Annotated in this window: 15 protein-coding genes; 4 read left to right on the forward strand and 11 right to left on the reverse strand. The window is 53.1% G+C overall.

From position 1 onward, the window contains the following. Positions 1 to 338: 338 nt before the first annotated feature. Positions 339 to 1,895, forward strand: a complete 1,557-nt coding sequence (locus ACOQPM_RS07640; RefSeq protein WP_420628650.1) for a DUF7282 domain-containing protein — start codon at positions 339 to 341, stop codon at positions 1,893 to 1,895. Between the two features lie 67 nt (positions 1,896 to 1,962). Here the strand turns inward: ACOQPM_RS07640 and ACOQPM_RS07645 are convergent, their stop codons facing one another. Further along, positions 1,963 to 3,051 (reverse strand): homoserine dehydrogenase, encoded by a 1,089-nt coding sequence (locus tag ACOQPM_RS07645; protein ID WP_420628651.1) that lies wholly within the window; start codon positions 3,049 to 3,051, stop codon positions 1,963 to 1,965. A 560-nt stretch (positions 3,052 to 3,611) separates the two neighbouring features. Here ACOQPM_RS07645 and ACOQPM_RS07650 point away from each other — a divergent pair. Next, positions 3,612 to 4,568 (forward strand): hypothetical protein, encoded by a 957-nt coding sequence (locus tag ACOQPM_RS07650; RefSeq protein ID WP_420628652.1) that lies wholly within the window; start codon positions 3,612 to 3,614, stop codon positions 4,566 to 4,568. An 80-nt stretch (positions 4,569 to 4,648) separates the two neighbouring features. Here the strand turns inward: ACOQPM_RS07650 and ACOQPM_RS07655 are convergent, their stop codons facing one another. The 10 genes from ACOQPM_RS07655 to ACOQPM_RS07700 form a co-directional block, all read right to left on the reverse strand. Continuing rightward, positions 4,649 to 6,589: a TIGR03960 family B12-binding radical SAM protein gene (locus tag ACOQPM_RS07655; RefSeq protein ID WP_420628653.1), complete on the reverse strand. Its 1,941-nt coding sequence runs from the start codon at positions 6,587 to 6,589 to the stop codon at positions 4,649 to 4,651. Between the two features lie 161 nt (positions 6,590 to 6,750). After that, positions 6,751 to 7,380 (reverse strand): DUF47 domain-containing protein, encoded by a 630-nt coding sequence (locus ACOQPM_RS07660; protein WP_420628654.1) that lies wholly within the window; start codon positions 7,378 to 7,380, stop codon positions 6,751 to 6,753. 54 nt (positions 7,381 to 7,434) lie between these two features. Then, on the reverse strand, positions 7,435 to 8,418 hold the full coding sequence (locus ACOQPM_RS07665) for an inorganic phosphate transporter (protein WP_420628655.1): 984 nt from the start codon (positions 8,416 to 8,418) through the stop codon (positions 7,435 to 7,437). 88 nt (positions 8,419 to 8,506) lie between these two features. Then, a complete protein-coding gene (locus tag ACOQPM_RS07670; RefSeq protein WP_420628656.1) occupies positions 8,507 to 9,178 on the reverse strand; it encodes an SDR family NAD(P)-dependent oxidoreductase in 672 nt (223 codons plus the stop codon). A gap of 150 nt (positions 9,179 to 9,328) precedes the next feature. Further along, complete coding sequence (locus tag ACOQPM_RS07675; protein WP_420628657.1) at positions 9,329 to 10,564, reverse strand: YeeE/YedE thiosulfate transporter family protein; 1,236 nt, start codon at positions 10,562 to 10,564, stop codon at positions 9,329 to 9,331. A gap of 47 nt (positions 10,565 to 10,611) precedes the next feature. Continuing rightward, the gene (locus ACOQPM_RS07680; RefSeq protein WP_420628658.1) at positions 10,612 to 11,184 is read right to left on the reverse strand and encodes a YeeE/YedE thiosulfate transporter family protein; all 573 of its coding nucleotides are present in this window, start codon (positions 11,182 to 11,184) and stop codon (positions 10,612 to 10,614) included. Positions 11,185 to 11,268: 84 nt separating this feature from the next. After that, positions 11,269 to 14,025 carry a cytochrome b/b6 domain-containing protein gene (locus tag ACOQPM_RS07685; RefSeq protein ID WP_420628659.1) on the reverse strand — a complete coding sequence of 919 codons (2,757 nt, stop codon included), beginning with the start codon at positions 14,023 to 14,025 and terminating at the stop codon, positions 11,269 to 11,271. A 129-nt stretch (positions 14,026 to 14,154) separates the two neighbouring features. Further along, on the reverse strand, positions 14,155 to 15,603 hold the full coding sequence (locus ACOQPM_RS07690) for a tetrathionate reductase family octaheme c-type cytochrome (protein ID WP_420628660.1): 1,449 nt from the start codon (positions 15,601 to 15,603) through the stop codon (positions 14,155 to 14,157). Between the two features lie 136 nt (positions 15,604 to 15,739). Then, the gene (locus ACOQPM_RS07695) at positions 15,740 to 16,063 is read right to left on the reverse strand and encodes an ArsR/SmtB family transcription factor (protein ID WP_420628661.1); all 324 of its coding nucleotides are present in this window, start codon (positions 16,061 to 16,063) and stop codon (positions 15,740 to 15,742) included. Between the two features lie 141 nt (positions 16,064 to 16,204). After that, positions 16,205 to 17,998, reverse strand: coding sequence for an FHA domain-containing protein (locus ACOQPM_RS07700; protein ID WP_420628662.1), 1,794 nt, complete (start codon positions 17,996 to 17,998; stop codon positions 16,205 to 16,207). 165 nt (positions 17,999 to 18,163) lie between these two features. On the opposite strand from ACOQPM_RS07700, the gene ACOQPM_RS07705 reads away from it, so the two are divergent. Continuing rightward, the gene (locus tag ACOQPM_RS07705; protein ID WP_420628663.1) at positions 18,164 to 20,137 is read left to right on the forward strand and encodes an FHA domain-containing protein; all 1,974 of its coding nucleotides are present in this window, start codon (positions 18,164 to 18,166) and stop codon (positions 20,135 to 20,137) included. Further along, positions 20,130 to 21,767 (forward strand): aspartate:alanine exchanger family transporter, encoded by a 1,638-nt coding sequence (locus tag ACOQPM_RS07710; RefSeq protein WP_420628664.1) that lies wholly within the window; start codon positions 20,130 to 20,132, stop codon positions 21,765 to 21,767. The genes ACOQPM_RS07705 and ACOQPM_RS07710 overlap by 8 nt, the downstream gene beginning before the upstream one ends. Positions 21,768 to 21,780 lie beyond the last annotated feature (13 nt).

Below are 21,780 nucleotides of genomic sequence, written 5' to 3' on the forward strand. Positions count from 1 at the left end.
GGTTCATTTTTCCAACGCAAGGATTACTTAACGAACCTTTACTGCCAACCACCTGCTCCAATATATGATACGACACACATTAACATGAAAAAGTCACAATACTTTACGTGCTAATTTGTGTGTGTGGAAAATATCGCCAGGTAGCATATCATATAGTATTACAGTACTGTTGATATTATAGCGCAATCTTAAGGTAGAAGATAGATTCTGAGTGTAAACCAAGTAACAATTTGAGATTTTTCACAACTATTCTACAATCTCGCTCGCGTTAAATTTGTAGGCGCAGGAACAACTTATAAGGCAATGGCTGTATCCCTAAAGTACATTATTTATGATTTATGAAGAAACTGATCAAGTTGATAGCAATTTACTGGTGGTTGGGGCTATTTCTTGGCATTGCAGTCGCTTGTGCAAATGAGGGGGCAGCTACGTCTTCTCCTACTTTGGTAGCAGATGGCGTAGCGGAAACAGCCACTTCGGCTGCGCTTGGTGCAGGCGTTGCCACCGCCCCAACCGACACGCCACGCCCCACCGCCACCGACACTCCCGTCCCTACCCCAGCCGCGCCGCACATTAGCGCTTCTGGCCAAACATTAACCGACGAGGGCGTTTTGGCAATCGCCAGCGTAGTCTCGCCGGAAGATGGCTGGCTGGTGGTGTACGCCATGCGCGATGGTCAACTGGGGGACGTGTTGGGTTTTACGGCCGTTTCCACCGGACTCAACCAAAATTTAGCACTTACCATCGATCCACAGCTTGCTACCCCCAATTTGGTAACCTTGCTGCACGCAGACGTGGGCGAGGCGGGCGAATTTGAGTTCCCGGATGGCCCCGATGAACCGCTGCTGTGGGAATCTGCACAGATTGCCACGACCTTTGCGTTGGAATTTCAGCTTTCCAAGCCAGTTATTGAGGTCAGCGAGCAAGCCATCGGCGAAGATGGCGTTTTGCAGATTGATTCTGTTTTGCTGCCCCAAGATGGTTGGTTGGCGATTCATACGGAGGCAAACGGCCGTCCCGCAACGCTGCTGGGTGTCGTTCCGCTCACGGCGGGCCTGCATGAAGATGTTATGCTCACCATCCCCTGGCGGCAAGGTACACCCACACTGGTCGCCGCGCTTTACGCCGACGGTGGCAAGCCGCTCCATTTTGAGTACGAGGCTGAGGATGAACCGCTGCTGGCAGAGGGGGACCCGGTTGAGGCGGCATTCAGCGCTACCTACCCACCAGACATTTTTGTGCTGGACCAGCCGCTGATAGACAGCATGTTTGAGGTAGAGCGCGTCATCTCCAACGGCCCCGGCTGGCTGGTGGCCTATTTTGATGATGACGGGGAGCCGGGGCTGATCATCGGCTCTGCGCCGCTGGCAGATGGGCTGAATGAGCGAGTGATGGTGGAGGTGCTGGAAACGGCCGCAACCTCCATCCTTCATTTGCGCCTGCACGAAGACAGTGAGCCGGGCGATGATTTTGATTTCCCTCGCGTGGATCAACCCATTTTGTATGAAGAGCGGCTGCCCAATACCGTTACGTTTAGCCTGACGCCAGGCAACTATTTGGTGATTGAAGACCAGCCGCTACCAGATACTGGCACGGCTTCGGCCGTTTTAACAGTGGATTTGGTGGTGGTGGACGTGCCGTCCTGGGTAGCTATCGAGGCGGATGATGACGGGGAGCGAGGGGAGGTTTTGGGATTTACGGCCGTTTCCCCCGGCGTCAATCATGACATTGCCATTTCCATTGACCCCACGCTGGCAACTGAAACGCTCTACGTCACCCTCTACCTCAACGCAGGCGAGCCAGACGAATTTGACCCTGACGGAGCCGATGTACCCCTACAGCGCAACCGCAGCCCCATTTCGGTGCCGTTCTTCCTCCTTGAGGAGGAGCCGTAATCGGTAACCTGTTATCGGTGATCGGTAACTACTCAAGGTAACCGATTACTGATTACCGAACACAGACTCACTGTTCACGGACTAACCCAATCATATCCCCCAGCACGCCAGCGGCCGTCATCTCTACGCCTGCGCCTTTGCCGCCGATGAGCAGTGGCTCGTCGTTGTAAAAGCCCGTGCGGAAGCTAATGTACTTCATGTTGGCCAGTGGGCTGTCAGCGGGAATTGGTTTGAGGCCGACGGTTCCGCTTCCCTCAGATAGTTCGGCCACGTAGCGCAGCACCTGGCCGTTTTCGCGGGCTTCGGCCACGCGCTGCGCCATCGCGGCATCCAGTTGGCTGGCAGCTTCCAAAAATTGTGGCACCGTGAGATCGGCCAAATCTGGCGTGTAGAGTGATTCCACTTCGATGTCGTTCGCTTCCAGCGGCCAACCGGCCATCCGTCCCAAAATCATTACTTTTCGCATGACGTCCTGCCCGCCCAAATCTTCACGGGGGTCGGGTTCGGTGTACCCTTTCGCTTTGGCCTCGGCGATGGCCTGTGAGAGGGGAACCCCGGTATCAAGCTGGGTGCAGATGAAGCCGAGCGTGCCGCTGAGCTGCCCTTCAATTTGGTAAATTGGATCGTTCACATCCAGCAGATAACGCAGCGTAGCGATAACGGGCTGCCCGCCACCCACGGTGGATTCGTGGCGGAGGCGGGGATGGTTGAAAAATTCCTGTGAGGATGCCCAAGCACCTGCCAACGCTTTTTTATTCGCCAAAACGACGCTGTGGCCTTGCGACAGTGCTTTACTCAACGTTGGCTCCAGCCCGTCGGCGGCGGTGACGTCCACAAAAATGGCGGGGCCAAGATTGGCCTGGGTGACCTGCTGCACAATTTCCATCTCGCTGGGACGCACGCGGTGGTTGGGTTTGATGGTGCGGTGGGCGGGGTCAACTGCTAGCCCCTGCCTTTTGGCTGCGACCGCTTCCAAAAGCTGCACGTCGCTCAGGCCAGTGCGCTCCCAGAGCATCGTTTTTCTGTCGGTGATGGCCACGATGTTGAACTGGATTTGATTGCGGGTTTTGAGGTGTGAACGGCCGTTCACCACCTGCCGAATCAACGCCGAACCAACCCCGCCCACGCCAAACAAAATTACAGGAACTTCTTTCATTTTCTACCCTTCTTCGTTTGAAGACTTTTGAAGTTTTCACTTCTAGAGACCACATCAATTCGTCACAAAACTTCAAAAGTCTAAATGCTTACCCTAAAACAAACAAGGGCCCTGTCCGAAAACAGGGCCCTTGCGTGCACCGTAGCGCTACTGAGTCTTCAGAGAAGGTAGCGCTACGGTGCGTTTAGATAAATTACTATCCATTAGCACCACCTCCTCATCATAAAGATAGCTTCGCCAAATGTAAAAGCAAAAAACACTTTTACTTAGGCAATCAATTGGAAATGATGGGCGCATTATGGCATACATGATCCGGTGTGTCAACCAAACCAGGGAATCGTGAGGAAATGTTTATGAAACGGCCGTCCTACATCTTCTGCCCTAACTTAGCTCAAATAAACCACCCAATTGACACGGAGCTCGCTTGCATCGCTGCTACTTTGGTACCAAAACAGAATTTTTTAACAATTTACGTAAGCCAAGTTTATTAATTTCTTGTTAGGTGGAAATGGCATTTACAACACAGCTTACAAAACCGCATCTATAACAAAGGGAACCAGATGAACATTTATCGAAAAATCAAATATTTATTTGTCGGGTTACTCACAATGAGTTTCATAACCACACCGGTTTGGAGTGCACCGAGTGTGGTTATTACAGAAGGCGAGGAAGCATATGAAGAAGCACTTATCGGCTTACGGTTTCGCTCATTTAACAACACAGGTGGTTCCGAACTGTTTTTGGGTGTTCCAGACCTAGGTGTTGGTGCGAATAGGAATGAACGGAATATTCAGTGGGCAGAGACAAACAGCATATCTTGGACTTATACTCCAGTTTCTGACATGATGAATGTTACTGTCTCGAACACAAATGGTGACTACTCATTAGAGTACCCGGATGTTTCGCTTCAGTTGGAGGCACTGGGCAAAACATATAGTGAAAACGACCTTAACATCATGCAAATCACGCTGGTGGATCGGGATCAAGGGTCCGTATTCCTTCAAAACGTCATGTTAGATGATCAGGCACTTGGAAATTTCACTGGCGAAGATTGGAATCACTGGATGGTGAAAGATTTTGATTTTAGCCAGGGGTTTGAACTAACAGGAACGCTATCATTGGTTGGCACATTCAGCAACAGCCAGGAAAGAAGCAAAGTTGAATTTCATGTTGGCTATCAGATCATCCCTGATACAACGCCACCTACCACATTAATAGATAGTGCTGTTTTAACAGCAGAAGTGGTTGCACCCCAACGAGGCACGGCCGTTTTTGAATTTTCTGGGGCCGATGAAACAACAGCACAAGACGCTTTGCAGTTTGAATGCCAGTTAAACGACAGTAGCTGGACAGCCTGCACCTCGCCAATCACCTATAATGATTTGGTGCCAGGCTCTTACAGCTTTACCGTACGGGCAGTTGATGAGGCCGGCAACACAGATACGGCCCCACCTTCTCAACAGTGGACACTCGAAGAAAGCTACGTACTCTTTTTACCTATCGTGATGGATCAGTAGGCTAAATTTGAACTAACGAAAAAAACGGCCGCTTCCAAATGGAAACGGCCGTTCACCAATTACTGTCTACTGCTTACCAATTACTGAATAACCGTGAGCGGAATCCCCGCCACCTCCGGCATCCGATCCTGGCGCGGCTTGTGGTGTGGGCGCGTCGGCACAGGCGGACATTCCCAAGCAGCATCTTCCGTTTCGCGGCGCAAATCTTTCAGTTTGGGCAAAATGCCGCAGGCAAAACATTGGTGGCGACAGTCGATCCGCGTCTCCTGCACCTGGCTCATCAAATAATCCTGCGTCAGGAACTTCTTCGTCACCGCAATGTCAATATGCTCCCACGGGAAAATTTCGTCGATGGTACGCTTACGGTGGGTGTAAAAACGGGGGTCTAACCCCACTTCCGCCAACGCCTCATTCCACGCCTCTTCCGCATGATGCTCATGCCAGGCATCGAACTTGGCACCCTTACGCCAGGCCAGTTCCACCACCTCCGCCAGACGCCGGTCGCCTCGGCTCAGATACCCTTCAAACAGCGACTCTTTGGGATTATTCCAGCGCAGCCGAATGCCCCTACCGCGCATTTTGTCTTTCAGCAAGTTGATTTTGTCATACACCTGATCAACTTCGTCCATCGGTTCCCACTGGAACGGCGTTTGCGGCTTGGGGATGAAGGTGCTCACACCCACATTCACGCTGGCTTTGTTGTTGTGGAACTTGCGCCCCTCAGCCAGCACCTGGTGCGCCAAATCTGCAATGGCCTCCACATCTTCCATCGTTTCCATCGGATGCCCAATCATGAAGTACAGCTTGATAGTGCGCCAGTCGCGCCGGTAAATTTCGCGGGCTGTCTCCAAAAGCTCATCATGCGTCACGTATTTGTTGATGATGTTCCGCATCTTTTCGGTAGCTGCTTCTGGAGCCAGGGTGAATCCACCGCGACGGCCGTCTCCCAAATTGTCCATTAGCTGCGTAGAAACTGACTCGATACGCAAAGAAGGCAGCGAAATATTCAGCCCCAAATGGCCAAACCGCTGCCCAATCTGCTCTGTAAGCTCCAGAACGTGCGTGTAATCGCTGGAGGAAAGTGACAGCAGGGCAATCTCCTCGTAGCCAGTGCTTTCCAGAATTTGCTCCATCGCCGTCAGCACTTCCTCAACGGGGCGTTCCCGCACTGGGCGGGTGACCATGCCCGCGTGGCAAAAGCGACAGCCCCGCGTGCAGCCACGCATAATCTCGATAGGGGCACGATTATGCACGAGCTCTACAAAAGGAATGATGAAATCAGTCACGGGCGGCGGCATCACCGGCACGATGGTTTTCATCACTTTGGCGGGGGCTTCCGGCATGTTGGGCGTGATGGCTTTTACCGTGCCGCTGTCATGGTAGGTCACATCGTAAAAGCGGGGGACGTAGCAGCCTTCAATCTGGGCAATGTAGCGTAACTGCGTCTCACGATCCAGATGGGCAGCCGCGCGCATCACGCCGATGATCTTCAAAATCGCTTCTTCCCCCTCGCCAATGACAAACACGTCTATGAAGGGAGTCATCGGTTCTGGATTGTAACAGGCGTGGCCGCCAGCAATCACCAGCGGGTAGCTGGCATCGCGGTCTTCGGCACGCACGGGCATTCCGGCCAAATCCATCAGGTTGAGGGCGTTGGTGTAGAGTTGCTCATAAGGCAAGCTAATCGCCAGCAGGTCAAAGTTACGAATCGGCTGCTTGGTTTCCAGTGAAAAGAGGGGAATCTCCTGCTCACGCATCACTGCTTCCATATCGTCCCACGGCGAGTAAACGCGCTCGGCCAGCAGGTTGCGGTGCCTGTTGATGATATCGTACATGATCATCAAGCCCAGGTTAGACATGCCCAAATCATAAATATCAGGGAAGGCCAAAGCGACTTTATAATCAACTTCTGCCCAATCCTTGACGATCTGGTTATATTCGCCGCCAGTGTAGCGGCCTGGTTTGCTTACCCGAGGCAGGATGCGCTCTAGTAAGGTTTCAATTTGTGCGGCTGTTTTCATAAATGGTTATCGTACAGTCAAGTGTTGATTTTGGTTCTTCCAATTATTACACTCATTATAGCAAAATTTGTTAGGCTTGTTTGGGTGCCTAACGAAAATCCAGATGAAACTTGTTCGTGTTTAGAGGGATTTCTACTGTTGGTTGAAATGACAGTTTCAGGCTAGCTCCACTTCACCCCAATATCCATCACAATATCGGCAGCCATATCGCCTTGATCGGCGGCGTTGGAGAGGTGGCGCAGCACTTCGCGGCATTTGAGCATGTGCATGATGTGTTCGCTGTCTTCTGGCACATGAAACAGGTCGGCCAAGGCATGACGGTAAGCGTATTCTACCCGGTTTTCTAGCTTCTTGACGCGCCGGGCATGTTCATTGGCTACGCGAGGATGATCAATGAGGCGCTGCATGGTGAGATGAATTTCCCGCGCCATTTCCAGGAGCAGATCGGCCATTTCAGAAACGGCCGTAAATGGCTTCAGCTCAAAAATCTCCATCTCTTCAATAGTACCGTACACATAATCAATAAAGTTATCCAAAGCGCGTGCTAACGCAAAAATATCCTCTCGATCCAGCGGAGTTACAAAGCTGTCCTCTAATTCATGCACCAAAATGCGGTGAACCTCGTCGGCATCTTTTTCTACCTGCCGCGCCTGAACGCTGCGCTTTTCGTTTGGCTTTTTCAGGTAAGCCTGCAAAGATTCCACACTGACAACGGCGTATTCCCCCTGCTGGATGAGCAGCTTCAAAAAGTTACTTTGTCTCGGTTTGAAGAATCGTTTTACCCACTCCATACCATTTACCTCCGAAAAAGCGAGTCAGTTTTGCAAAATTGACCGGCGGATTCTCTATAAAACGGCCGTTAAGGGAAAATAAAATATTGCGGCTAGCAAACCAGAAACCGGAATCGTCAGCACCCAGGCAACTACCATCTCGTACCCCACCTGCCAGCGCACTTTGGTAAACCGCTGCGCCGAGCCAGCCCCCATAATGCTGGAACTCATCACCTGGGTGGTGCTTACCGGGCCGCCCAGCAGTGCCGCCCCCAATATGATTGACGCGCCTGAAATTTGGGAAACGAAACCGTCTACTGGACGAATCTTGTAAATACGGCCGCCCAGCGTGCGAATCAGCCGCCATCCTCCCATTGCCGTGCCCAACGCAATGGCGGCTGCACTCACGGTTATCACCCATAGCGGCACTTCAAAGCTATCAATCATTCCTTCTACAAGCAGTCCCAACGTGATAATGCCCATCGTTTTTTGGGCATCATTGGCACCGTGGCTTAACGCTAGGCCAACGGCCGTAACCACTTGTGCCTGCTTAAAAAAGATGTTGATCCGAGGCGTAGCCCCGCGCACTAAGAATAGCGTCAGCTTCATCAAAAAATAGCCAATGGCAATACCCAAAATCGGCGACAAAAAAAGAGCAACCAGCACGATTGTTAGGCCGCTAGACTGAATAGCCCCAAAGCCAGCGGCCACAATCACCGCCCCCACCACGCCCCCCACCAGCGCGTGTGATGAGCTGGCCGGGATGCCCAAATACCAAGTCGCCACATTCCAAACCACCGCTGCCAACATCGCCGCGATCACAACCGGCATCGTCACATTGATTGGGTCTGTTAATCCTTTGCCAATCGTTTCAGCCACGGCCACGCCAAACAAAAACGGCCCCACAAAGTGGGCAGCAGCAGCCAACCATAGCACCTTCTGCGGGGCCATTGCCCGCGAAGCGATTGGTGTCGCCACGATATTGGCGCTATCGTGAAATCCGTTTAAAAAATCGAAAAGGAGGGCTGTAAAAAGAAGTAGTAAAAACGAAAAACTCATAGAAATGTTGGGAGCGAGTGTCTTCAACAAATTGTTAACAATTTGTTAACAGTATAGAGGGTTCCCAAAATTTTGCAAAAGAAGAGGCTCAATGAGCAGGGGATTCCAGTTTGTGGAGCAGCTCATTGCTGGGGTGCTGGCAAAGGGCAAGCACTTTTGGGGCGATTTGTGAGGGTGGCAACGGCCGTTTCTCATCTGGCAGCAAGGTGTGAACGCGAATGCCATACTGGGCATACTCCCGCGCACATTCACGCGAAAAGCCAACAACGCCAGCCTTGCTGGCACAGTACGCCGCCCGATTTTCCAATGGCAAGTTGACACCAGCCGTGGAGGCAACGTTAACAATCACCCCACCTCGTTCCTGATTTTCATCCGCCATCACGCGCCCGCATAGCTGGCTCATAAAAAAGGTGCCTTTCAGGTTCACTTCCAGGCAGCGATTCCACTCCCACTCATCCAGCTTCAAAATGGTGGATTGGGGCATAATAGCCGCATTATTCACCAAAATGTCTAGCTGACCCCACTCCGCTCGCACCGTTTCAATCAGATGGACGCATTGGAACTTGTTGGCCACGTCTGCCGCTACGCCGATTGCTTCGCCACCTGCCTTCTGAATGGCAACGGCCGTTCGCTCTGCCCGGTCTGGATTTATATCATTAACCGCCACCCGCACCCCAGCAGCAGCCAGCGTTTGGGCAATGTGTGCCCCCAATCCTTGTCCGGCTCCGGTAACAATACCAACTGTTTGTTTGAGGTTCATCTTCATCTGCCCAGTATAGTTTATGGCACAAAGTTTTCAACTTATGGAAGCAGTAGCTTGTCTGGCAAAGTGTATCTTGCAAAAGCAAAACGGATGCGCCTTCTGACGAGAAGCATCCGCTTGCAAGGAGATTTACATGAAACCTTTGGATTAGCCGCAGCCACCACTGGCGGGGGCGCGTTTAAGCTCTAAAACCACTTTAGGAACGTAAGCAAATTCATATTTATGCGGATCAGGTTCGGCCGGGAATTGCCGATCCCCCAAAGCTGCCGGAAAAGCAAAAGCCAATTGATCGTCTCCACGCTCAACGGGCGGATTGACCGCCAGAAATTCGTCATTGGCAAAGAGGGACAGCCAGTTGTTAACACCACCCTCCAAAATATAAACATTTGGCACGCTTTCTGCTTGTAGCGTTTTCCAAGCGGCCGTTGCGGCCGTTTCATCATTACTCATCACAAAAAAGACTGTATTGGCAGCCTCCATGTGCAGCATCGGAATCCGTTCTGGCAATTCAGCCAGCGGCACATGCTCAGCGTCCAAAATGTGGAACTGATTGTAATCAGCCTCGCTACGCACATCCAGCAACACGGCTTTAATATTTGGATCATGAACATGTTCTAGCATCTCCCCCGGATGCACTTGCACAGCACGTTCTTCCAGCACGGCCGTCTTTTCATCGGCAATGCGGTTCCATCGATCCAAAGTTGTTGGCTGGCCGATAAAAATCAAGCCAACAGCGGCCAACGCCAAGCCGCCACCAGCCCCAATGCGCCACTTCGGCTCATCGGCAGCCTCTTTGCCGCCAAAATATTGTTCCAACTTTTCCGCTCCCCAAAACATGAACAGGGCCATCAACACAACCAGCAGAACCACAGTGCCTGTAGGTAACCCCAGCCATTCAGGCAAGGTGTAACGCCCCATGTTGGATGAGTTCCAAAATTCGCTAAACCCACCAACCGTTTCGCCAAACAAAAAGATGCCAAAGAAAACGCCCAGCACAAAGAAAATACCATCAAGCTTCAGCGTGGCCGCCGCCACCAGCGAAGTTCCAGGGCAGAAGCCACCAACGATAAAGCCGACGCCCATGATCAGCCCGCCAACAATGCCGGGCCACAGGTAGGTGGGGTTCACCCAAATCAAGTTGTAATCTAGCAGGCCCAAGCCAGAAGCCAGGAAGATGAGAACCATCGCCACGACAATGGCACTGAACATCACCTTGAGCACAGTCATTTCTTTGAAGTAAAACTGTGCCGCCAGCTTTTTAGAGTTGCCAAAACCGGCAATCTCTAGCACGTAACCAAAGGCAAACCCAACAATTAAATAAACAACGTACGAACCCCAATGTCCGAGGAGTTCCGTGAGTGGTAAAGGAAAAGGAGCCATCATTCACCTCAAATTTTGCCACAGAGGGCACAGAGAAAAAGAGATTTCTGTTAATTCCACAGTTTGCGGACGAAATATGCCAGGGCGTAGCCGCCGCCGAAGACGGCAAACATGAACGCCCAGCTACCAACGGAAAGTACCGCACCACCAGACAGTGCCTGCCCAGAGGTACAGCCACGCGCAAACCGTGCCCCGTACCCCATCAGGCTGCCGCCGACGAAGGCCATCAGCCAACGTTGGCGGGTAGAGATTTGGGGGCCTTTGTTGGTTTCTAGCTTGATACGGCCGTTTCGCCAGCCAGCAAAAAATCCGCCAAAAATCGTGCCTACAGTCAGGAACACAATCCAACTATCCAGCGGGTTTCGTTCGCCGCCAGCCATCGTTAGCAGGTATACCGTGCGGTCTACATGCTCCGGGGCGATGGCATCTTGCACCACCAGCAGCAGCCGGTTCAGGCCGCCAGACGCGCCCAACCCGCTGCCCGTGATGAAAAAGGCAAGGAACAAAACCACACCAAGCAAAATGCCCGCATAATATGGATTTACATAATCCTTTGCCACGCGCGAGGTCAATGTTCGCAATCCCTGGCGCGGTTCCGATTTTGGTGAACTAAGCGTTGTCATATTTAAGCTCTCCTCGTTTGTCAGATTCAAGCAGATTTCGCAAATAAAAATCTGTGTTAATCTGCGAAATCTGCGGATAAACAATTAATCATGCGATGCTGCTGGGTGCTCATGTACTTCAACCTCGTCCCAGCCCAGCATCATTGACTTAATGCCTGCCAGCGGCGTATGGCCAGTGGTGGTCAGATAAACATGCATCACAATAAAGGTGGCAAACAGCCACGCAATCAACGTGTGAAACGGTGCCAGGAAGAGCAAGCCGCCCAAACTTGTGGCAATATCGGGCCAGCGCTGCGCCCCCCACATCAAAATGCCAGTCAAGATTTGCAGCGGCAGCAGCACATTCAAAATGCCAAAATAAGTGATCTGCTGTAGTGGATTGAGCTTATGCTCAGGGTCTTTCTCAAAAGGATGCGGATCGTTGCGGAAGATGCCGCGCACGTAATACAAACTTTGCTCAATGGCCTGATTAAAGAAGCCACGCGGCTGGGGCAAATATTGCTTAATCTCCCCGCTAACCAGGTGGTAAAACAGCGACAGGAAGGCATTGATGACCAAAATCGCGGCCAAAATGTTGTGAATTTGCACCATGTAGGCAAAGCTAAACGCGCCAAACTTATCTGGCTTGTGAATAATCAGACCCGTGATGATGAGCAGCAGGATGGCGACGGTTTGCAGCCAGTGCCACAACCGCTCATAGACGGTGTACATGTACATTTCACGCAGTTGCGGCTCACCGGGCGGTTGGCGACGCAAAGCCATGTAGCGCAGGCCACTATGCAAAATAACCCCGGCAAACACGCCCACAAAGAGGATGATGCCAATCCAGTCAATCACCTCCACAGCGTCGTGACCGAGGATGTAAAGACCTGCTTTGCTGGTTACCAGCGCATATTCCAATGCGCCACTTTCTTCATTGATGGAGAGGATGCCGTTGAAGCTGCTGCCGTTATCGTTGATGAAGGTAGGCTGCACGCCGCCAGGCAAGTAGTTGGCTAATTCCAGCGGTTGGCTAATGCGGGATTCTGCGCCGTGGCAGGTGGCGCAGTCGCGGATGGCCCAATCGGCCCCGCTTACGTTATGGTTGATGCTGTAAGGCTGAATCTCGCCGCTGATGCGTGGGTTTTCTAGCCCTTGTGTAGCTAATCGGTCAGCAATAAGCTCTACTTTGGCATCATTGTTGAGGATGAGTTCATTAGTAGTGAGACGGTCGTTTCCATCTTCATCAAACAGCGCAACAATCTCATCTGCATACCCATCTCCATCAAACCAGGCCGTTTGCAACTCCTGCTCCCGCACGAGGCGTTCTGGCTCACCATACACCCAGAACCAGGTGGAAACCAAATTGTGCGGAGCCAACGTCGTGCTGCCGTCGGCGTTTTCGCGGGGGAGCAGCACTGGCTCGTAGCCTGTGATTAGACTTCCAGGCTCACCAATCAGCCCGTCAATACCCCGATATTGATTCAACGGTGTGCCGTCAGCTTCCAGCACCGTCCAATCCACAAACTGCTGGACAGGCGCATAAATTTCAGCAATGTGGCACGATTCACAGCTGACGGCATCCATGTGGCGCTTTTTGTAGGGCAGCCAGTTATGGGTCACCTCGATGCTGTGGCAATTGTCGCAGCGGCGCAGGCTGTTGTCGTACTGGGGCGCAAGCGTGCTTTGGATGCTAGACCCTTTGGCAAACTCATGCAGCGGTCGGTACAAATATTCGCCAAAATCCAGGCGGCGGGGGTCAAAAATTAGATGATCAAGCTGGTCTTCGTCTGATTCTTGGTAATAAACGGGGTTATTCAGGGCGTAATGACAATCCACACAATCAACGACGCGCTCCATGTGAATGTCCCAGGAGCGGGAAAGCGTTTCTTTTTCAGACAAATTCAGGCCGGAGTTGAGCAATCGCTGCGGGGACATGATCTGCCCGGTGGTGAGGGTGCTCCAGTCGCCAGTTTGCAGTTCATCCAGCGTGAGCGGGGTGTTCAAATCGGTATGAACAACGCCGTGGCAGTTGCCGCAGTTGGCGTTGGTGGGATCCTGCACATTGAGTGCGCCGTTTAGGAGTAGCCCATCTTCATCGAAGGCGGCGGGATTGTATTGGAAACGGCCGTTTACCTCTCCCACAACTTCTGTTCCTAGCAAAGTTGCTGTGCTGGCCCAGGCAAAATCGCCAGCTTCCATGGCGGCAATGCGGGCGGCGTTGTCAGCCTCAGGCAAATGGCAGAGGAAGCAGTTCATCTCCGTCACGCCAGACTGTTCCCAATCCCAGCCAACCAGTTCGCCCGTGGTCGGATCAATCACGCTGGCATCTAAATCATTCGCATCTGGGGCCAGATTCAGCAGCGACTCACCGCCCCGGCTGGTAATGGCTGGGCCACCACCCACATGCCGGTCACTGAACATCATCAGCCAGCCGGGGGTGGTTAGGTCAACCAGTTCGTCACCATCGGGGGAAAGATAATGGTAAACAAGCGGATTCCATTTACCGAATGCACCCGTGCTGATGTCCCAGGAACGGCCGTTGCCCGTTTCCCCTGGTGCGCTCATCTCACTCAAACCCGCATCTACATGAGAACTGTGTTCAGCAATAAACGCTGTATCGTGGCAAACCCCGCAGGTGCTCATTGTAGAAATAGGTTCGCCACTGTCTAGCACATTCTCACCAGCCGCATCCAGCAGTTCAAAGGTGGGATGCAATGGTGATCCCGTCGGCGCGGGTTCAGCGGGGGTGTCATCCTGAGCCAATGTTTGTTGGGCAACCAGCATCAGCGCAGCTAACCCCAGCAAGGCGATTAACCAATATTTTTTAGACGGTAGTTTAAATTTTCTAAAACTTTTCATCGAAAATCCAAAAAAGCGTGACACAGAGTTTCACAGAGATTACACGGAGCTTCACAGAGATTTCTAAGATTTTCTCGTTTTCTCTGTGTACTTCTGTGGCTCCTCCGTGAAACTCTGTGTTCCATGTTACTAATCCTGAGAAGCCGTATTGAACTGATCTCGGCCGCCCCATTCCATCGGATCGCCGTAATAACCGAGTGCTTTCCAATCCATACGGCCGTTTTCACCGTGGCAGTCCGCACATTGCAGTGCATTCTCTTTGGGCTGTACCATGTGAGACAAATTCCAATACATCAACGTCGGCGCAAAATCGTAAGAGCCGCTGAAAATCATGCCCGTCTCTTGTGCACCCAATTCAGCCGCCAACGCCCAATCAAACTCAGTCCAATAGCCGCCTTCGCCCACCGTCTTCGGCTGGATTAAGTAGTTGTGCTCTGTGTCGTAAATCTGGTTGCCCACATGCACCTTAAACGGCCAGATGAGCGCATTGGGATCATCAATATTGCCCAGAGGCTCGTTGATAAGCGTTGGTTGGGTTGGATCCATCACATCGCCTAGCAGGTAGCGATCGGCCGTGCCGTTGTACCAGATGTAGTCGGGCATAAAGCCTCGTTCGTAAACAAAACTGCCCTTGATTCGCAGATAAACATGCGGGTCTTCAGGAATGGCTTCGTTCCCGGCGGTAGACCAGTCCCAGTCCATCTTGGTCGGTTCACGCAGCGCACCTTCGGGAATGTGGCAGGTTTGGCAAGCAATCGCGTCAACGTGGTCGTTAATGCGGGCATCCTCGTGCAAATTGGTGCTGTGGCAGTCAGCGCAGGCAATCTGGTTTTCATTATCCACGCTCACAGAGATGGCACGGCCAGAAATTTGATGATCGTCAGTTTTGTGGCAGGTGACACATTGGAAATCATACCGCCCCATATGTACGTCAATATCTTCTGAGGGGAAGTAGAGACTCTCGTCCAGATCGCCATGCTTCACGGCGTTGCCGCCGCCACCGTTGAAGTGGCAGCTACCGCAATTTTGGCGCGTGGGTGAACCAACGCTTTGCGCTGCAGCGACCAAATCTATACCCTCAGTCGGCCGTCCAGCCGTGCTTTTGCTATACAAACCCGTGTCGGCGTGGCAAACGAGGCAATCCACGTTTAGCTCGTTGCTAAAATCGTAGGTCTCATCTTCCCAGCCATAACCCGCGTGGCAGCGGGTGCAGCCTGGCTCATTCCCCTGAATGCCGATGCAGTAGTTGTTGATCTGGTTGGCTTTGCCGATGGTGACGGGTTCGTCTCGACCCGGCAGCAGCACCGGGTCACTTTCCCAGGTGAAGTGAACGGTTTGCAGCATTTGGTGACCCGCATCTTCATGACATTCCAGGCAAACGGCCGTTACCTCCGGCCCACTCTCCAATGACTCTGTAATCAAATCAATATGATCCGTGTGGGGAATAGGATCATCCACATTTGCCCAGGGATCATCCCGTTGGGGTGGCTCATTGGGAATCCAAATGATCACTGGAATAGCCACAAGGAGGAGCGTTACCACTAATCCAACAATCCAAACATATTTGAACGTTTTCATTGATTCTCTACTCTTCTGGGGTAGGTCAAGCAATGCCAAAACGACCCGATAAAGCGAACTTCACCACGCTGGGCAATTGACTGATTTGATTGATAAACGCCGCAGGAAGCCCCCCATCATCTGGCTTGGTGCGGAATCAGGCTAATACGTTGGCCTGACGATCCAAAGAATCCCGTAAAATAAGACGCATGGTATTGAGTACGTCAATGATGCGCGTATCTGTCAAGCTGTAAACAACTGTCTGCCCATCCCGCTCGGTTTGCACCAATGCACGCTGCCGCAGCACCTGAAGGTGACGTGAGACCGTCGGCTGGGGCATCCTCAAATCATCGGCCAAGGCAGACACATAACGCGGTTCGCCATGCAGGGCATATAAAATCTGAATTCGCTTGGGATCGCCCAAGGCTTGGCAAATATTAGCGTGAAGCAAATCTAATTCTTCTAGTTGTGGGACGGCCATAAGTTTACCTTATCGTATTTACAAGCATTTGCTTATGCACTTATTCGCTTATGCGAATACATCAAAAGTATAAAAAATGAACTTTTGGGGCGTTAGCGATGGGTGTCATGTAGTTGTGGTGACAAATGTCACAACGGGGTTCTAGCTCTGCCTAAAGCGCAGATGGACTGCACCGAGGTGAATTTCGTCGCCGTCGTTAAGCTGGATGCCGTACTCCGGCACCTGCCGCTCATTCACCCAGGTGCCGCTGGTGCTTTGCTCGTCGAAGATGCGGTAATGGTTGCCTTCCAGCATCAGGCTGGCGTGCAGGCGAGACATGGTAACGTCTTCTTCAAAGGCAATGTTGGCCTGATTGGGTGAACGGCCGATTCGCACCACGGCCAAGCTCAACGGAATGGGGGAGGAAAGCTGCGAAACCGCTTCCAGCACTTCTAGATAGGCGACGGTGTGGGTTGGCGTGTAGTTGGCTTGCTGCTGTTCAGCAAAAGGTTCGCGGGGGCGTTTCGGGCCGCGCGGGATGAGGTTGCCCAGGTTAGACAGCCCTCCATTACGCCATATCCAAAATAGCACTGCCAACACCACAATCAGGGCAAAAACCACCAGCAAGAAGCGCAAAACCAGCCCCAACAGGCCGCTGCCCGCATCCAGCTCTTCGGGAATTTCACGGGGGCCTTCATTGACGGTGAGTACCACAATCGGGCTGTTGGCGCGAATGCCCTGGTCATCCATTATGACCATTTCTACACTGTTGTTGCCATAGGTCAGGCTGGTGATGTCAGCCTGGAAGTTGGCCACATCGTCAACCGCTACGTCATAAGAAACATCGTTCACTTTGAGCTGCACGGCGGTGAGTTCACGTTCGGTGTCATCTAGCCAGGAAACGGCCGTACTAAACTGCAGACGCACCGCTTCATCCAAATTGGGCAAAGAGAGGGTGCGGCTCTCTGTTGGCAGATTGATCACCACGCTGGGCAAATTGTTGGGAATATCTACAGTAGTTTCAGCAGAGATGCTGGAATTGGTAGCCAGGCTAACCGTAACAGGAAAATTACCCGCTTCCAATGCGGTTACCGTGTAGCGGATGCGTGCCTGATCACGAAAGCTGCTGATGCGGTTCCAGACGAGGGGGAGATCGGCCGTGTCATCTAACTGTACGGCAATGCCACCCGTCTGCGCCGCTATGCTTGCCAGAAAATCCTGGCCAAAGCCGGGTGTGGAAATATTTTCATTTGCTAGCCAGATGGTGTGGATGGGTATGCCCAATTCCAGAGCGCGTTCTACCAAATCATCCTCTTCAAAGCGCGTGCTCACCACGTCGGTGCCGTCCGTCATCAGAACCAGCGAGGCAGCCATGGCGGGGTCTGGCTTGAGAGCAACCATGTCGTCTAGCAGGCTGGTGCTGCTGTCAATGAGTGCCGTCGCCCCGGTTTCTGGCGTGAGCGGCGTGGCAAACAGATTGCGTACACTGTTAAAAAAGCTGGTTGGTGCCAGAAGCTGCTCGGCTTCAGACGCCCCCACCTGGTACACGGCCACCGAATCAACCTGTTCGCTCATATTGCCCGCCGTGGCGTACGTTTCGATGGCTTGCTGCAGCAGCGGGAGTTCGTCCACCACGCCTGGCGGAATATCAATAAGGAAGACGGTAAAGGTGCCAGCCGTGTGTGCCCCCTGGTACTCAATGGGGCCAACCGTGCTGCCATTTTGCTGAATGGTGAGGGTTTCCTGGGAGAAATCGAGCGCATTGCCTTGGGCATCGCGCCCATACACATGCAGTTCTACGCTGGGCAGACTGCTTACGTCGCTGTTGGTAATGAATAGTTGGGCAACAGTGGGGGAATCTTGGGCGAGTACGGCCGTACTCGTCAGCAGCAGCGTCAGCAGCAGCGCCAGCAGCAAAAATAATCGCATCAACCCGCTTTTTCTTGTTCGCATCATGTGAGCCTATCTCCCTGGATTTACCGTGCTATAATAACAAACCGAGCCCAGAAAGTAAACATAAAACTGCCTACGCACACCTTGCGGGAAGCCTGCGGAAACATGGAGAAAATAAGCCAATTTAGAGAACAATTTAGCTGGATACCATGCAGCATGAAGATGTTGATGACTCATGTTGCGTATTGCGTATTGCGTAGCCAAAAAGGAATACGCAATACGCAATACGCAATAGGTCTATCCATTTTTTCTGTAATCTGCGGATTATTTATCTTAACGCCCGCTGCTGCACAGGGGGATGTGCTGTTGCGGCTGAGCCAGCCCGATTTGTCCAATTTCCCAGAGGTGCGGCTAAATATTTTGAGCAGCGACGGCCGTGGTGCGCCACTGCCAGAATCTGACCTGACGCGGCTGGCCCTGCGGGAAAATGGCGTGCCGATTGCCGATGCCGAGGTGCAGTTTGTGCCCGTCGGCGTGGACATCATTTTTGTGCTGGATGCTGACCAATCGCTAAATATCATTGACGAAGGGCGCAGCGTAACCCGGCTGGTAACGGTGCAGGAAACGCTAGAACGATACGCCAGCCGCTTTATGAACCCGTCTGGCTTTGACCGTATCTCCCTGCTGGTGCCAGATGCCAATGGGGAGGCTGGCCAATTTTTGGTGCAAGATAGCCGCTCACCAGAAGCACTGACAATCGCCATGCAAACTTACGCGCCGGATTTACCTGAAGACGCGCCCATCAATGCCATGATGCTGCAAGCCATTGCCCACGCCGCCGACATTAAGGAAAACGGCCGTTACCAAGCTATCCTCCTCCTGAGTGAAGCGCGCCGCCTACCCCAGTTCCTCGATTTCCAAACGTTGGTGGCTGAGGCGCAAGCGATTGAGCTGCCGCTGTTTACCGCCATTTTAGGCGCACAGGCCAGCTTCGATGAGGTGGACGCTGCTGCTGCGCTCTACCAGCCCACCCGCGCCTTTTATGCCCACGTTCCCCGCCCCGAAGAAGCAGATTCGCTCTTTTTAATTTGGCAGCGGCAGGGCAACCAAGCACAGATTCGATATCGTTCATTGTTGCGAGAAAGTGGCAGCTACCCCATTACGGTCAACATTGGCAATCTCACCGCCAGCACGGAGCTAGCACTGGCGGTTTTGCCACCGCAAATTGAACTGGCGTTGCCAACAACGGCCGTTCAGCGGCAAGGCAATGCACCAGATTCACCCCTACTGGAACTGGAACCCACCAATCTGCAAATTCCCCTCCAGCTTACCTGGCCTGATGAGTTGCCGCGTGAAATTACGGCCGTTTCCCTCTTCGTTGATGATGTTTTGCAGCCGCAAATCAGCCTGCCGCAGCCAGATGATTTTGGGCAACTGACCCTAAACTGGAATGTGCAAGCGGTAGACACCAGCGCGTACCGCCTGCGCGCCGAACTGACCGATGTGCTGGGGTACACGGCCGAAACAGAGACAGTGGTAATGACGATTACGGCCGTTCGCCCTGCCCCCCCTACGCCCACACCCGCACCCACCGCCACGCTCCGCCCCACCGAGCGCGTCACAGAAGTGACAAATACGCTCAGCCGCGATGATTGGCTGCTCATTTTGGTTGGCTTAAGTTTGTTGGGGCTGGTCCTCTTTTTAATCCGCTGGTGGCGACGGCGGCCGCCCAGACTGACCCTGCGCCCTCGTCGCGGGCGGGGCGTTCGCGACGAGGAAGCGCAGGATGAAGTGGATGAGACGCTGATCGCCTCGCTGCAACTGGTGGAAGATGCGCCTGGCAACCAGACGGATATCCTCATCGAGCAGGACAACATGGCCATTGGCCGCGATTTGGAAGTAGCGCAAATTGTGTTTGGCGACAGCTCGGTGGCTCGGTTACATGCGCGAATTAGGAAAAGAAACGGCCGTTACTACCTTTACGACGAAGGCAGTGCCAACGGCACCTTCCTGAACCATGACCGCCTCGGTCTCAGTCCCCGCCAACTGCAAGACGGCGACGAAATCCGCCTGGGCCGCATCCTGCTACGTTTTCAGCTACGCCCACCTACTGCAAATACACCCGCTGAACCTGAGGCCGAACCAAACAGTGCCGAAGAACCCTATACATCAGACAGCAACAACGAGGATGCTATTGATTGAACTTCTACAAGCCAATCCGCTGCTTTTGCTCTTTTTTGTGGTGGCGATTGGCTACCTGCTGGGTCAGATTCGGATTGGGGGCAATAGCATGGGGGTTGCGGCCGTTTTGTTTGTGGGTCTAGCCTTTGGTGCGCTAGACCCCGCGCTGCACATGCCCCAAATTGTTCTCGATCTGGGGCTAGTGCTATTCGTGTACACCATTGGCTTGGCCAACGGCCCCGGCTTCTTCAGCAAATTCCGCCGCGAAGGGCTGCGCGAAGTGCTGTTCATCATCGGCATCATGACGCTGCCTGCCCTGCTGCTTTTGGGCATCCACTTTGCGCTAGACTTCACCCCGGCCACAACGGTGGGCATCTTCACGGGGATGTCTAATAACACGCCAGCCCTCGCCAGCGTGTTAGATTTGATTGGGCAGCGCGGCGGAGCCGAAACGGCCGCTTCTGATGCTGTCGTTGGGTTTTCTGTGGTTTATCCACTGGGGGTGCTGGGGCGCATGTTAGTGCTGGCGATTGTGCTGCGCCTCTGGCCTGTTGATTTTGCTGCTGAAGCGCACCGGCTACGCCACCAATACCCCATTGCCCGCAATTTACAGTACCGAACAATTGAGATTACCCAAAACGGTGTGATGGAACGGCCGTTGCGCCAGCTACGCCGAGAAAATGAGTGGGATGTGTTATTCGGCCGTTTGTATCGGGGAAACGAAACCAGCCTCATCAGCAATGACACCCAATTCCTGCCCTGTGACAGAATTATCGTGGCGGGGACGCCAGAAGCGCTAGATGAGCTAGAAGCAGCCTTTGGCCAACGTGCTGCCGAAGATTTGCGGCACGACCACAACGTTTACGACAGCCGTCGCCTCTTTGTCTCTAACCCAGACATTGCAGGCAAATCGCTAGCCGCACTGAACCTGCGCGAAGCGTATGGTGCTATCGTCTCACATGTGCGGCGTGGCGATGTTGAACTGCTGGCACGCGGCGACACCGTGCTAGAGTGGGGCGACCGCATCCGCGTGCTGGCCCCCCGCGAAGAAATTCCACAGCTTGTAGCCCTGTTTGGCGACTCATTTGCCCAGCTTAGCCATGTAAATTTGCTCACCGTCGGCTTGGGCATTGCCATTGGCTGGCTGCTGGGCCTCATTCCCATCACGCTGCCAGGTGGCATCACCCTTCAACTGGGGTTGGCCGGTGGGCCGCTACTGGTGGCGCTGGTGCTGGGAGCCTTGCGCCGCACTGGGCCCATCCTGTGGAAGATGCCCTACAGCGCCAACCTGACCCTGCGCCAGTTTGGCTTGATTTTGCTGCTAGCGGCCGTTGGCGTGCGCTCTGGCACCGCCTTTTTGAACGCCTTCAGCAGCGGCGCAGGCTGGCTTATCTTCGGCTTGGGCTTTGGGCTCATTGTGATGATAACCTTGCTCGCGCTGTGGCTGGGCCACAAACTACTTCGCATTCCATTCAGTCTGCTGCTGGGCATGATCTCCCCCCAACCAGCCGTGCTGGACTATGCCGAGGATCAGGCGCAAAACCCGCTGCCCGGCATTGGCTACACGCTCATGTTTCCCTTCGCCATCATCATCAATGTGATTTTGGCGCAGGTGCTGCTGATTGTTTTGCAGAATTATTTTTCTGGCTAATTTGACCTTGAAG

The organism is Candidatus Leptofilum sp., assembly GCF_965223525.1.
In the GTDB taxonomy this organism is placed as follows: domain Bacteria; phylum Chloroflexota; class Anaerolineae; order Promineifilales; family Promineifilaceae; genus Leptofilum.

What these genes read in the sequence shown, in the direction of transcription:
- ACOQPM_RS07665 (WP_420628655.1), bottom strand. Translation starts at nt 8,418, where the DNA reads ATGAGTTTTTCGTTTTTACTACTTCTTTTTACAGCCCTCCTTTTCGAT.
- ACOQPM_RS07685 (WP_420628659.1), bottom strand. Translation starts at nt 14,025, where the DNA reads ATGAAAAGTTTTAGAAAATTTAAACTACCGTCTAAAAAATATTGGTTA.
- ACOQPM_RS07690 (WP_420628660.1), bottom strand. Translation starts at nt 15,603, where the DNA reads ATGAAAACGTTCAAATATGTTTGGATTGTTGGATTAGTGGTAACGCTC.
- ACOQPM_RS07650 (WP_420628652.1), top strand. Translation starts at nt 3,612, where the DNA reads ATGAACATTTATCGAAAAATCAAATATTTATTTGTCGGGTTACTCACA.
- ACOQPM_RS07660 (WP_420628654.1), bottom strand. Translation starts at nt 7,380, where the DNA reads ATGGAGTGGGTAAAACGATTCTTCAAACCGAGACAAAGTAACTTTTTG.
- ACOQPM_RS07675 (WP_420628657.1), bottom strand. Translation starts at nt 10,564, where the DNA reads ATGATGGCTCCTTTTCCTTTACCACTCACGGAACTCCTCGGACATTGG.
- ACOQPM_RS07645 (WP_420628651.1), bottom strand. Translation starts at nt 3,051, where the DNA reads ATGAAAGAAGTTCCTGTAATTTTGTTTGGCGTGGGCGGGGTTGGTTCG.
- ACOQPM_RS07680 (WP_420628658.1), bottom strand. Translation starts at nt 11,184, where the DNA reads ATGACAACGCTTAGTTCACCAAAATCGGAACCGCGCCAGGGATTGCGA.
- ACOQPM_RS07640 (WP_420628650.1), top strand. Translation starts at nt 339, where the DNA reads ATGAAGAAACTGATCAAGTTGATAGCAATTTACTGGTGGTTGGGGCTA.
- ACOQPM_RS07700 (WP_420628662.1), bottom strand. Translation starts at nt 17,998, where the DNA reads ATGATGCGAACAAGAAAAAGCGGGTTGATGCGATTATTTTTGCTGCTG.
- ACOQPM_RS07655 (WP_420628653.1), bottom strand. Translation starts at nt 6,589, where the DNA reads ATGAAAACAGCCGCACAAATTGAAACCTTACTAGAGCGCATCCTGCCT.
- ACOQPM_RS07695 (WP_420628661.1), bottom strand. Translation starts at nt 16,063, where the DNA reads ATGGCCGTCCCACAACTAGAAGAATTAGATTTGCTTCACGCTAATATT.
- ACOQPM_RS07670 (WP_420628656.1), bottom strand. Translation starts at nt 9,178, where the DNA reads ATGAACCTCAAACAAACAGTTGGTATTGTTACCGGAGCCGGACAAGGA.
- ACOQPM_RS07705 (WP_420628663.1), top strand. Translation starts at nt 18,164, where the DNA reads ATGACTCATGTTGCGTATTGCGTATTGCGTAGCCAAAAAGGAATACGC.